Origin of the sequence: Pseudomonas sp. Irchel s3a18 (genome assembly GCF_900187535.1) — a bacterium.
GTDB lineage: Bacteria > Pseudomonadota > Gammaproteobacteria > Pseudomonadales > Pseudomonadaceae > Aquipseudomonas.
In genome coordinates this window covers 83,998-96,809 of record NZ_FYDV01000014.1, presented here as the reverse complement: position 1 = coordinate 96,809, position 12,812 = coordinate 83,998, and the positions used below count along the sequence as shown (strand labels likewise).

The 12,812-nt window shown below is 62.2% G+C and carries 8 protein-coding genes; 7 read left to right on the top strand and 1 reads right to left on the bottom strand.

Annotated elements, in window-relative coordinates; genetic code table 11:
* Positions 1 to 10 precede the first annotated feature (10 nt).
* On the bottom strand, positions 11 to 1,033 hold the full coding sequence (locus CKW29_RS18765; protein WP_095148928.1) for an AraC family transcriptional regulator: 1,023 nt from the start codon (positions 1,031 to 1,033) through the stop codon (positions 11 to 13).
* Between the two features lie 351 nt (positions 1,034 to 1,384).
* On the opposite strand from CKW29_RS18765, the gene CKW29_RS18760 reads away from it, so the two are divergent.
* The 7 genes from CKW29_RS18760 to CKW29_RS18730 all read left to right on the top strand — a co-directional run bounded on the left by CKW29_RS18760 (position 1,385) and on the right by CKW29_RS18730 (position 12,713).
* On the top strand, positions 1,385 to 1,951 hold the full coding sequence (locus CKW29_RS18760; protein ID WP_095146491.1) for an alpha/beta hydrolase: 567 nt from the start codon (positions 1,385 to 1,387) through the stop codon (positions 1,949 to 1,951).
* A 130-nt stretch (positions 1,952 to 2,081) separates the two neighbouring features.
* Positions 2,082 to 4,094 (top strand): DUF1302 domain-containing protein, encoded by a 2,013-nt coding sequence (locus CKW29_RS18755; protein ID WP_095146492.1) that lies wholly within the window; start codon positions 2,082 to 2,084, stop codon positions 4,092 to 4,094.
* 40 nt (positions 4,095 to 4,134) lie between these two features.
* Positions 4,135 to 5,493, top strand: coding sequence for a DUF1329 domain-containing protein (locus CKW29_RS18750; protein ID WP_095146493.1), 1,359 nt, complete (start codon positions 4,135 to 4,137; stop codon positions 5,491 to 5,493).
* Positions 5,494 to 5,616: 123 nt separating this feature from the next.
* Positions 5,617 to 6,678 carry a YCF48-related protein gene (locus CKW29_RS18745; RefSeq protein ID WP_095146494.1) on the top strand — a complete coding sequence of 354 codons (1,062 nt, stop codon included), beginning with the start codon at positions 5,617 to 5,619 and terminating at the stop codon, positions 6,676 to 6,678.
* A 31-nt stretch (positions 6,679 to 6,709) separates the two neighbouring features.
* Positions 6,710 to 9,172 carry an RND family transporter gene (locus CKW29_RS18740; protein WP_095146495.1) on the top strand — a complete coding sequence of 821 codons (2,463 nt, stop codon included), beginning with the start codon at positions 6,710 to 6,712 and terminating at the stop codon, positions 9,170 to 9,172.
* A 56-nt stretch (positions 9,173 to 9,228) separates the two neighbouring features.
* On the top strand, positions 9,229 to 11,007 hold the full coding sequence (locus tag CKW29_RS18735; RefSeq protein ID WP_095146496.1) for an acyl-CoA dehydrogenase C-terminal domain-containing protein: 1,779 nt from the start codon (positions 9,229 to 9,231) through the stop codon (positions 11,005 to 11,007).
* A gap of 50 nt (positions 11,008 to 11,057) precedes the next feature.
* Complete coding sequence (locus tag CKW29_RS18730; RefSeq protein WP_095146497.1) at positions 11,058 to 12,713, top strand: fatty acid--CoA ligase; 1,656 nt, start codon at positions 11,058 to 11,060, stop codon at positions 12,711 to 12,713.
* The last annotated feature ends 99 nt before the right edge of the window (positions 12,714 to 12,812 follow it).

Here is a 12,812-nt window from a genome sequence, read left to right as displayed (position 1 = left end):
GGCCGCCTGTTCAGTCAGGTGTCCTAGACGGGGCATGCTTGTGCGTGCTGCGCCAGGAGGCAGGTGGCATGCCGAACTGCGCGATGAACCAGCGGGTGAACGAACTCGCCATGGAGTAACCGAGCATGTCGGCGATACGCCCCAGCGAGTAAGTCGGGTTCTCCAGGTAGCGCAGGACCAGGTCGCGGCGCACGTCGTTGATCACGTCGTTGAACGTGCAATTGTCCTCTTTCAAACGTCGCTGCAGGGTGCGCACGTTCATGCCCTGGGTCTGGGCTATCTGCTCGATGGTGGCGTGCCCCATCGGTAGCAGCAGGTAGATGGCCTTGCGGATTTCAAACAGGGTTGACGGCCCTTGGTCGCCTTGCAGCGAGTCGAGATAACGCTGGGCGTGACGCGCCATTGCCGGGTCGGCATGGGGGTTGGTCATGTCCAGGTTGGCGTTGGGGCAGACAATGCCATTGAACTCACTGCCGAACTCCAGCTTGCAGCCGAACAGGCGTCGATGCAGTTGCAGGTTGTCGGGCGCCTGGTGCGTGAAGTTGACGCTGTAGGGTTGCCAGCTGGAGCCGAGCAGGGCGGCGCAGAGCCGGAACATCACGCCGATGGCCAGCTCGTTGGCCTGGCGGCAGGGCATCGGTACCTCGGTCACCACTTCCTCGCGAATGATCACCATCTTGCCGGCTTCTTCGATGAAGATGGCCAGCGAATCGTTGAGCAGGTGACGGTAGTGCACCACCACCTGCAGCGCATCGCGCAGGGTTCGCTGGTGAGTCAGCAACAGGCTGACGACGCCGAAGTCGGAGAGCTGGCGCGATTCGGCCATGCTCAGGCCAAAACTCTGGCAACCGCTGGCAGTGGCTGAATCCTCCAGCAACCGCACAGCCGCATCGATCGCAATGCGGTGTTCGGGCACTTGCAGCCGGTTTTTGTTCAAGCCGACGGAGGCCAACAAATCGTGTGGGTTGAACCCCAGGTAGTGGGCCACCTCCAGGTAGTTGGTCAGGACGGCGGCACGAACGAGCTTGGTCATTCAGTGGTATTTCCTAGTGTTGTTTTTATGGAAATAAGCCGCTCGACTATAAGCCAGCGCGTCATGAAATGAAAAATACTTTGATGTGAGTTACCCGTTACATCCGCGTACTAGACACCTCGAGGCCACGTCAACGGCCGCCTCCACGATAAATGGCATGGCGTCACTTTCCATTCCCTGCATTGGCTGCTGAACTGCTTGAACGCATGAGCGGTATGGCACCTGTCATCAAAAGAAAAGTGACTGACGTCAAATGAAAAGCGCACCGGATGGGGGGTCTTTAAGGTCGGTACTACAAAAAAGTTCTGGCCAACGAGCCAGTCGAGTCTTCGAGAAGCCGAGGGTGTTCAAGTGGACAAGCTGCAAACTGCCGCAACCGTTCTGATCGTGCCTGGCCTGCGTGAGCACGTGGCCGAGCATTGGCAAACACTGCTGGAGGCCCGCCTGGGCAAGGTACGTAGCGTTCCGCCACTTGAAACCGACAAACTCGACTGCGCGGCCCGGGTCCGGGCGATCCAGCAGCAGTTGGAACAGATCGACGGTCCGGTGATCCTGGTGGCCCACAGCGCCGGGGTCTTGATGGTGGCGCACTGGGCTGCGAAACATCACCGTCCGATCAAGGGCGCTCTGCTGGCCGCGCCACCCGACCTCGATGCCGCCTGGCCACAAGGCTATCCCACCCCGGACAGCCTGCGCGCCAATGGCTGGGATCCCCTGCCCAAAGGCCCGCTGCCGTTCCGCAGCCTGGTGGCCGCCAGCACCAACGATCACCTTGCCAGCCTGGATGCCGTCACTCGCATGGCCCAGGGCTGGGAGTCCGAACTGCGCAATCTCGGCCAGGTCGGCCATCTCAACCCCGCTTCGGGCTTTGGCCATTGGCCAGAGGCTGAAGCCCTCATCCTGGAGCTGGATCGCTAGTTCAGGAACCGGTTTGACCACAAGCCAACCGGTAATTGCCCTCACTCCTGAATATCGCAGGTGCCTTGATCAAAGGATTGCGCGAGGGCTGCTGCGCTTAAAACAAATACAAAAAGGCGGAGACAACACAATGCATAACAATAAGAGTCACGGCTTCACACCCACGTGTCACACATTGCTGGCCTCGGCCATTCTGGCTGCCGCCATGCCAGGTGCCTATGCCGTCGAACTGGATACCGGTAACCCGGACCTGGCCGTGCGCCTGGACAACACCGTCAAGTACAACTACGGCGTGCGTACCGAAAGCGCGGACAAGCGCATGCTGGCGACACCGAACAACAACGATGGCGATTACAACTTCCGCAAGTCCGGCACCAACATCACCAACCGTGTCGACCTGCTGACCGAGATGGACGTGGTCTATCAAGACCACATGGGCTTTCGCGTCAGTGCCGCCAGTTGGTACGACAAGGCCTACGAAAACACCGGTTCCAACTCCAACCCGTTCGTCAACGGTAATGACGCACGGTCCGGCCTGATCGCCAACGACCCGCGCCTGGCCGGCGTCACCGGGGACAATGTCGGCAACGGCAGCCCGCACCTGAGCAACTACGCCCAGCGTTATTACACCGGGCCCTCGGGCGAAATCCTCGATGCCTTCGTGTTCTACAGCACCGAAGTGGGCGAAGAGTCGTTGTTCAGCGTCAAGGCCGGCCAGCACAACGTGTTCTGGGGCGAGACCTTGCTCAACCCTGTGCACTCGGTCAGCTTCGGCCAATCCGGCCTGGACCTGGCCAAGCTGGCGGCGTCCCCTGGTACCGAGGCCAAGGAGCTGTTCGTTCCGCGCAATCAGATCTCGACGTCGTTCACCGTCAACCAAGAGTTGACCGTCGGTGCCCAGTACTTCCTGGATTGGGACGCCGCCCGCCTGCCTGAGGCCGGCACGTACTACGGCGGTTCCGACCTGGTGGGGTCTGGCGCGCAGTCGTTCCTGCTCGGCAACACCAACGGCGTGGTACCTGGCAGCCCATTGGGTTGCGGCCTGGCGCCTTGCAACGCCCTGACCAACGTCCGCCGTGGCCATGACCTGGAACCGGACAAGCGGGGCGACTGGGGCGTGATGGCCAAGTGGTCGCCGCAATGGCTCGATGGCACCCTCGGCGTCTACTACCGCAAGACGTCGGACATCCTGCCGCAGGCCTGGTTGAACGCCACAGGGCTGAGCTCGGCCAATGCCAACGGCACACGCCCAGCGGGCCAGGTGCCGGCTGTCGTCAATACCCTGAACTCGTTGAGCTCGGCCACCTATCAAATGGCCTATGGCGGCGACATCGACATCTTCGGCTTGAGCCTGTCCAAGGATGTTGGCGGCATCAGTGTCGGCAGTGACTTGAACATCCGCCACAACATGCCGCTGGCCAGTATCCCGGCCATCCTCAGCTCCACCAGCCCGCTGGGGCTGGGTAATGGTCTGGGCCTGTTGCCGCCGCGTACCGACGCCACTGGCATTGTCTATGACGCCCCCCACCATGGGGACAGCATGAGCGCTACCGGTGAAACGCTGCACTGGACCCTCAATGGCCTGATGACCATTCCCAAGACGGCGCTGTTCGATTCGGCCGTCCTGCTCTCCGAGCTCTACTACAGCAACCTGCTCAAGCTCGATGGCAAGAACGAGGCACTCTACAAGGGCAAGGGCAGTTACCGCGGCATTGATGCCCCGACCCGTGACAACTGGGGTCTCGCGGTCAACTTCACGCCGACCTGGTACCAGGTGTTCCCGGGTGTGGATATGACCATGCCGCTGTCCGTCAATGTCGGCCTCGATGGTGTTTCGCCGGTTTCCGGCGGTGGCGCGGAAGACACCGGCAACTATGCGGTTGGCGTCGGTGCCGCCGTTTACAACAAGTACTTTGTCGACCTCAAGTACGTGGACTCCTTTGGCCAGACTGACAAGTGCGATGTCAGCGGCCTGAGCACCGGCGCGGCCAACGCCGGGAGTGGCGATGGCTCGACGCCGAACGCCTTTAGTGGCAACGAGAACTATGCCTGTTACGCCGGTGGCTACTCGGCCTTCTCGGGCGGCGGCGCGACCACGGAAGACCGTGGCGCGCTGTACCTGACGCTGAAAACCACCTTCTGATTCACCCATTGCTTAGTCATGTAAGCAGGAGAATAACAAAATGAAATTCGTGAAAACGCTGCTGGCCACTTCCCTGGCCATGATGCTTGCCGCTCAGGCACAAGCCGCCGTATCCGAACAAGAGGCGGCCAAACTGGGTACCAGCCTGACCCTGCTGGGCGCGGAAAAGGCCGGTAACGGCGACGGCTCGATTCCTGCCTACAGCGGCGGCCTGACTACCGCCCCGGCAAGCTTCAAGGCGGGCGACAGCATGCGCCCGGACCCTTACGCCAGTGAAAAGCCACTGCTGGTGATCGATGGCAAGAACGTCGACCAGTACAAGGGCATGCTCACCGCCACTTCGGTTGAGCTGGCCAAGCGCTTTCCCACTTACCGCATCGATGTCTACCCGACCCACCGCTCCGTGGCATTGCCCCAGGCCATCCTCGACAACAGCCGGAAAAATGCCGGCGGCGCCAAGTCCCTTGAGGGCGGGTTGGCCATCGACAATGTGCTGCCGGGCGTGCCGTTCCCGATCCCGCAATCGGGCAGCGAAGCCATGTGGAACTTCCTGCTGCGTTATCAGGGCGTCAACATCAACTCCAAGTACGACTCCTGGAACGTCGACTCGGCCGGTGTGGCGAGCCTGGCCACCACCGGACAGGCGTTCATTACCTACCCGATCTACGAAAACCTGGCACAGCCGATCAGCAGCTCCGATGTGTACTACCAGATGAAGCTGTACTACACCGGCCCTGCACGCCGGGCCGGTGAGGCGCTGATGCTCAAGGACGCGGCCAACCCGCTCGAGCAGCCGCGCCGCGCCTGGCAATACCTGCCTGGCCAGCGCCGGGTCAAGCTGGCGCCGAACCTGGCCTACGACACGCCTAACCCGGGTACCGCCGGTGCCGGGACCTTCGACGATGTGTTCGTGTTCAACGGTGCGCTGGACCGCTACGACTGGAAGCTGGTGGGCAAGCAGGAAATGATCGTGCCCTACAACACCTACAAGCTGACCTATGCCCAGGATCCCAAGTCGCTGACCACCCCGAACCACCTTGCACCCGATTTCGTGCGCTGGGAGAAACACCGCGTCTGGGTGGTGGAGGGCAACCTCAAGGCTGGCGCGCGCCACATCTACCAGAAGCGTCGCTTCTACCTGGATGAAGACAGCTGGGCCGCTGTGGCTTCGGACCAATACGACGCACGTGGCCAACTCTATCGCGGCTCCTTTGCCTTCCTCAGCCAGAGCTATGACAAGCAGGTACCGGACACCACGCCTTTCATGATCTACGACCTGGTGGGCGGTTCCTACAACATCAACGGAGTGGTGGGCCCTTACGGTGGTATCCGCTACATCGACTCGCTGTCCAAGGCGCAATGGTCGCCTGAGTCCCTGGCGGGTGCCGGCATTCGCTAATGCTGTGACAAGGCGCCCTGCGGTCCACTGACGGTGGAGTGGCCGCATGCCGTGGGCGTCTGACTTCAACGCCGGGTTGCACCCTGGGGTGCTCCCGGCGCGGCTTTTTCAAGAGGACGCAGTATGGGTTCGTACAAGAAGTGCGTATTGCTGGCACTGGTGTTGTGGCAAGGAATCGCTCAAGCCGCCAGCTTCGTCGACGTGCTGGACCAGCCGGCCCAGCTCAGTGCCCTGGCCGTGAGCAGCCCCCTGCTCGCCGCGGCCCGTGCGGGTGAGCGCCTGGTTGTCGTAGGGCAGCGTGGTCACATTCTTTATTCCGATGATTCAGGTCACCAGTGGCAGCAGGTGAACGTGCCGGTCAGTGCCGACCTCAATGCCGTGTCTTTCCCGACTGCAGAGCAAGGCTGGGCCGTTGGCAGCGATGGCGTGGTGCTGCACAGCAGCGATGCTGGCCAGACCTGGAACAAACAACTGGACGGCCGTGAGATCGGCGCCTTGCTGGTCAAGCACTACGGCGCCCTGGCCCAGGCTGAGCCGAACAACGAACAATGGGCGCTGCGTGTCGAAGAGGGCCAGCGGCTGATTGAAGAGGGCGCCGACAAGCCGCTCCTCGATGTCTGGTTTGCCAATGATCAGGTCGGTTATGTGGTGGGTGTGTTCAACCTGATCCTGCGCACGGAAGACGGTGGCAAGCACTGGACCCCCTTCCAGGACCGTATCGACAACCCGCAGGGCTTTCACCTCAATGCCATCGCCTCCACGGGCGACGCGCTGTACATCGCCGGCGAACAGGGATTGCTGCTCAAGTGGGATGACGCGCAGCAGCGTTTCCTGGCCGTGCACTCGCCTTATCAAGGCAGCTTTTTCGGGGTCGTGGGCAAGCCGGGTGAAGTCCTGGCCTACGGTCTGCGCGGGCATGTGTTTCGCAGCACCGATGGCGGCGCCAGCTGGAGCCCGCTGAGCACCGGGCTGCAGGTCAACATTACCGCCGCCACCCTGGACGCCAATGGGCGCTACGAGCTGTTCACCCAGGCCGGGCACCGGCTGGTCAGCTTGAAAGATGGCAGTGGCCTGCAATTGCAGGCGCAACAAAACCAGTCACCCGTCGCGGGCGCCACCCTGACCGCCGATGGTGCGCTGGTGCTGGTTGGCAGCCGTGGTGCGCGTGCGCTGGGCCAAGAATAAGAACTGAACCCATTAGAGTGAGTACCCAGACATGGGCAATATAAAGCAAGACACCATGCCGGTGATTTGCGACTTGCATGACTTCGACCGAAGCTCCGGCAACCGACTGGAACGTTGGGTGTTCAACCATCGTCCGCTGTTCATGCTGCTCATGGCACTGATCACTCTGGTGCTGGGCTACATGATGGCAACCCGCCTGGAGTTGCGCCCCAGCTTCGAGAAAATGATTCCGCAGAGCCAGCCGTACATCCAGAATTTCCTGGAAAACCGCAAGTCCTTGCGCGGCCTGGGCAGCTCGGTACGGGTGGTGATCGAAAACACCGAGGGCGATATTTTCGACCCTGAGTACCTGAGCCTGCTCAAGCAGGTCAATGACGAGTTGTTCCTGACCGAAGGCGTCGATCGCGCCTGGATGAAGTCACTCTGGAGCCCGTCGGTGCGCTGGACCGAAGTCACCGAGGAAGGCTTCCAGGGTGGCCCGGTGATGCCCGATACCTATCAGGGCTCGACCAAGGATATCGAACAGCTGCGCCAGAACATCAACCGCGCCGGCATCGTCGGTAGCCTGGTGGCCAGCGATTTCAAATCGACCATGCTGATCGTGCCGCTGCTGGACACGGCGACGGCCACGGGCCATGGCATCGATTACCATGCCTTCGCCCAGCAACTGGAACAGCAGTTGCGCGACCAGATCGAGTTCGGCGGCGACAGCAAGGCGCGCAAGGCCGGGGAGGAGGGCGAGGGCAAGTACAAGGTGCGGGTGATCGGTTTCGCCAAGTTGATGGGCGACCTGATCGACGGCCTGATCCAGGTGATGATGTTCTTCGGCCTGGCCGTGGTCACCTCGTTCGTCATCATCTACCTCTATACCCGTTGCATCCGCAGCACCTTGCTGGTGATCTTCTGCTCGCTGACGGCGGTGGTCTGGCAGTTGGGCATCGTCGCCTGGCTGGGTTACGCCCTCGATCCGTACTCGATCCTGGTGCCTTTCCTGATCTTTGCCATCGGCGTGTCCCACGCCGCGCAGAAGATGAACGGCATCATGCAGGACATCGCCCGCGGCACCCACAAGCTGATCGCGGCGCGCTACACCTTCCGCCGTCTGTTCATTGCCGGTGTCACCGCGCTGCTGGCCGACGCCGTCGGTTTCGCCGTGCTGATGCTGATCGACATCCCGGTGATCCAGGACCTGGCCATTACCGCCAGCATCGGCGTGGCGGTACTGATCTTCACCTCGCTGTTGCTGATGCCGGTGGCGCTGTCCTATATCGGCGTCGGCACCCAGGCGGCCGAGCGTGCCTTGAAGATCGATTCCCGGGCCGACAATCACCGCGGTTTCGGCAAGCTGTGGGACCTGCTCGACCGGTTCACCACGCGCAAGTGGGCCACCGGCATTGTCATCGGCGCCCTGGTGTTGGGTATCGCGGGCTTTGTGGTCAGCCTGCAACTGAAAATCGGCGACCTCGACAGTGGCGCCCCGGAGTTGCGCGCGGACTCGCGCTACAACCGCGACAACGCCTACATCACCAGCCACTACGCGCTGTCCAGCGACCTGTTCGCGGTGATGATCAAGACCCCGGCCGAAGGCTGCCTGAACTACCAGACCCTGATCCTCGCCGACCGCCTGGCCTGGGAGCTGCAACAGTACCCGGGCGTGCAGGCGACCTCATCGCTGGTCAACGCGGTGCGCCAGATCACCGCGGGCTCGTTCGAAGGCAACCCCAAGCTCAACAACATCCAGCGCAACCAGGACGTCCTGAACTACGCCGCTCAACAGGCCTCGGTCAATGCGCCGGAACTGTTCAATAACGATTGCTCGGTGATGCCGGTCATTGCCTACCTCAAGGACCACAAGGCCGAGACCCTGGACGCGGTGGTGGCGATCGCCGACCGCTTCGCCAAGGCCAACAGCACCGACGATCGCCAGTTCCTGCTGGCCGCCGGCACCGCGGGCATTGAAGCGGCAACCAACATCGTGGTGCGCGAAGCCAACCGCACCATGCTGATCTATGTCTACCTGGCAGTCATCGTGTTCTGCCTGATCACCTTCCGCAGCTGGCGCGCTGTGCTGGTGGCCCTGTTGCCGCTGGTGCTGACCTCGATTCTCTGCGAGGCCTTGATGGTGGTCATGGGCATCGGCGTGAAAGTCGCGACCTTGCCGGTGATCGCCCTGGGGGTGGGCATCGGCGTGGATTACGCGCTGTACCTGCTCAGTGTGCAACTGGCCTACCAGCGCAGCGGCATGCCATTGGCCGAGGCCTATCGCAACGCGGTGTCCTTCACGGGCCGGGTGGTCGGCCTGGTCGGCATCACCCTGGCCGCCGGTGTGGTGTGCTGGGCCTGGTCGCCGATCAAGTTCCAGGCCGACATGGGCATCCTGCTGACCTTCATGTTCCTCTGGAACATGCTCGGAGCCTTGATCCTGATTCCGGCGCTGTCCTACTTCCTGCTGCGCGATACCGGCATGCCGGCCCGCGTCGCCAAGCCTGCGTGAACCTTTTTATCCATCAGGGCAGCTTCTTGCCCTGACATTGCCTGAGTGTTTGAAACATGTCTGATTACAAAGCTCCCCTGCGCGATATGCGTTTCGTACTCAACGAAGTCTTTGAAGTCTCCCGGTTGTGGGCCTCCATGCCAGCCCTGGCCGAACTGGTCGATGAAGAGACGGCCACGGCCGTGCTCGAGGAAGCCGGCAAGGTGGCTGCAGGCCTCATTGCCCCGCTCAATCGCAGTGGCGACGAGCAGGGCTGCACCTGGAGCGACGGCGCGGTGACCACGCCGGACGGTTTCCCCGCAGCCTACCGTGCCTTTGCCGAAGGCGGCTGGGTCGGTGTGGGCGGTGATCCGGCCTACGGCGGCATGGGCATGCCCAAGGTGATTGGCGCCCAGGTCGAGGAAATGGTCAATGGCGCCAACCTGTCCTTCGGCCTGTACCCGATGTTGACCGCCGGTGCCTGCCTGTCGCTCAAGGCCCACGCCAGCGAAGAGCTGAAGGCGGCCTACCTGCCGAACATGTACGCCGGCGTCTGGACCGGCTCCATGTGCCTGACCGAGCCCCACGCCGGTACCGACCTGGGGATCATCCGCACCAAGGCCGAACCTCAGGCCGATGGCGCCTACAAGGTCAGCGGTACCAAGATCTTCATCACCGGTGGTGAGCAGGACCTGACCGAGAACATCATCCACCTGGTGCTGGCCAAGCTGCCGGACGCGCCGGCCGGGGCAAAAGGTATCTCGCTGTTCCTGGTGCCCAAGTTCATGGTCAATGCCGACGGCAGCCTGGGGGCGCGCAATCCGGTCAGCTGTGGTTCGATCGAGCACAAGATGGGCATCAAGGGGTCGTCCACCTGCGTGATGAACTTCGACGAAGCCGTGGGTTACCTGGTCGGCGAGCCGAACAAAGGCCTGTTGGCCATGTTCACCATGATGAACTACGAACGCCTGGGGGTGGGTATCCAGGGCCTGGCGACCGCCGAACGCTCCTACCAGAACGCCGTGGAATACGCCCGCGATCGCCTGCAGAGCCGGGCGCCGACCGGACCGCAAGCCAAGGACAAGGTGGCTGACCCGATCATCGGGCATCCTGACGTGCGCCGCATGTTGCTGACCATGAAGGCCTGTAACGAAGGCGGCCGGGCGTTTTCCACCTACGTGGCCATGCAACTCGATACGGCCAAGTACAGCGAAGACCCGGCCACGCGCAAACGCGCCGAAGAACTGGTGGCGCTGCTGACCCCGGTCGCCAAGGCGTTCCTGACCGACCTGGGCCTGGAAACCACGGTGCACGGCCAGCAGGTGTTCGGTGGCCACGGCTACATCCGCGAGTGGGGCCAGGAACAACTGGTGCGCGACGTGCGGATCACCCAGATCTACGAAGGCACCAACGGCATCCAGGCACTGGACCTGGTGGGACGCAAGGTGGTGGGCACGGGCGGCGCGTACTACCAACTGTTCGCTGACGAGATCCGTCATTTCACGGCCACGGCAGACGCGGCGCTGGGCGAGTTCGTCAAGCCGCTCGATGCGGCCCTGGACCGCCTCGACGAACTGACGGCCTGGGTGCTGGATCGCGCCAAGGGCAACCCGAACGAAATCGGCGCGGCGTCGGTGGAATACCTGCATGCCTTCGGCTACACCGCCTACGCCTACATGTGGGCGTTGATGGCCAAGGCCGCACTGGGCAAGGAAGCGCAGGATGACTTCTACGCCAGCAAGATGGGGACTGCGCGCTTCTATTTCGCACGTTTGTTGCCGCGCATCGAGTCGCTGGCCGCGTCGGTCAGGGCCGGCAGTGAGTCGCTGTACTTGCTCGACGCCGAACAGTTCTGAGCCCGAGCATCGCAGACGACCTGCAACCTACAGAATCAGGAAGCCCCACCGTGTCGAAAACAAAAATAATCGCGCCCGCAGAAGGCGCTTACAGCTATCCCTTGTTGATCAAAAGCCTGCTGCTCTCGGGGGCCCGCTACGCGCCCGAGCAGGAGATCGTCTACGCAGACAAGCTGCGCTACAACTACCGCACGCTCAATGAGCGGATCAGGCGCCTGGCCAATGCGCTGGTCAACGCAGGCGTAAAGGCAGGGGATACCGTGGCCCTGCTCGATTGGGACAGCCACCGCTACCTGGAGTGTTTCTTCGCCGTGCCGATGATTGGCGCGGTGTTGCACACGGTCAACATCCGCCTCTCGCCCGAGCAGGTGCTCTATACCATGAACCACGCCGAGGATGACGTGGTGCTGGTGCATGATGATTTCCTGCCGTTGATGGAGCAGATTCATGGCGAGCTGACGACCGTCAAGGGCTTTATCCAGCTCAGCGACGTCGGCGCACCCGCCACCGGGTTACCGGTGTTGGGCGAATATGAAGCGCTGCTGGCCCGGAGTGAGCCGCACTTCGACTTCCCCGACTTCGACGAGAATTCGGTGGCGACCCTGTTCTACACCACCGGCACCACGGGCAACCCCAAGGGGGTGTATTTCAGCCACCGCCAGTTGGTGCTGCATACCCTGAACGCCGTGGGCACCCTGGGCGTGTACCAGGGCTTGCCGTTGCTGCGCTCGGACGACGTGTACATGCCCATCACGCCGATGTTCCATGTGCACGCCTGGGGCGTGCCATATGTGGCGACGCTGATGGGGATCAAGCAGGTTTACCCGGGTCGCTATGAACCCAATAGCCTGGTCAGGCTGCACCGCGATGAGAAGGTCACCTTTTCCCATTGCGTACCGACGATTCTGCAGATGATCCTCGATTGCAAGGAAGCGATGCAGGCTGACTTCACCGGCTGGAAACTGCTCCTGGGTGGCAGTGCCTTGACCCATGGCGTCGCGGCCCAAGCGACGGCAAAAGGCATGCTGGTCCACAGTGGCTATGGTATGTCCGAGACCTGTCCGTTGATTTGCCTTACGCACTTGCGTGAGCCGGAATCCGCGCAAAGCGCGCAGGACCAGGTGGCTGCCAGGATCAAGACCGGGGTGGCGGTGCCGATGGTCGAGATGAAAATCATCGACGCCTTCGGTAACGAGGCGCCTCACGATGGTGAATCCCAGGGCGAGATTGTGCTGCGTGCGCCCTGGCTGACCCAGGGTTACCTGAAAGAACCGGAGCAAGGCGCTCAGCTCTGGGAAAACGGCTGGATGCATACCGGCGACATCGCTTCGATCGACGCGCTGGGTGTGGTGGAGATCAAGGACCGCCTCAAGGACGTGATCAAGACCGGGGGCGAGTGGATCAGCTCGCTGGAACTGGAAAGCCTGATCAGTGAGCACCCGGCGGTTGCATCGGTCGCGGTGGTCGGTATTCCTGATCCGCAGTGGGGGGAGCGGCCGATTGCCCTGGTGGTGGGTGTGCCCGGCGAAGATATTGCTCCCGGGCAGTTGGAGGTCCATCTGCATCACTATGTCGAGAGTGGCCGCATCAACAAGTGGGCGATCCCCAAGCAGATCAGGATCGTGGACGATATCCCCAAGACCAGTGTCGGCAAGATCAACAAGCGGCTTATCCGGCAAGAGGAACTGGCCCGCCAGGTCCAGTGAACCCTGCGTCAACCCGGTGATTGCCGGCGCCCCTTCGGGGCGTCCGGCATCCCGTCAATTGCAGTGTGGTCGGGGCGGCATTCACCAGGCACCGAGGTA

Coding starts and splice junctions, on each gene's coding strand:
- CKW29_RS18740 (WP_095146495.1), top strand. CDS start 6,710: ATGGGCAATATAAAGCAAGACACCATGCCGGTGATTTGCGACTTGCAT.
- CKW29_RS18755 (WP_095146492.1), top strand. CDS start 2,082: ATGCATAACAATAAGAGTCACGGCTTCACACCCACGTGTCACACATTG.
- CKW29_RS18750 (WP_095146493.1), top strand. CDS start 4,135: ATGAAATTCGTGAAAACGCTGCTGGCCACTTCCCTGGCCATGATGCTT.
- CKW29_RS18765 (WP_095148928.1), bottom strand. CDS start 1,033: ATGACCAAGCTCGTTCGTGCCGCCGTCCTGACCAACTACCTGGAGGTG.
- CKW29_RS18735 (WP_095146496.1), top strand. CDS start 9,229: ATGTCTGATTACAAAGCTCCCCTGCGCGATATGCGTTTCGTACTCAAC.
- CKW29_RS18745 (WP_095146494.1), top strand. CDS start 5,617: ATGGGTTCGTACAAGAAGTGCGTATTGCTGGCACTGGTGTTGTGGCAA.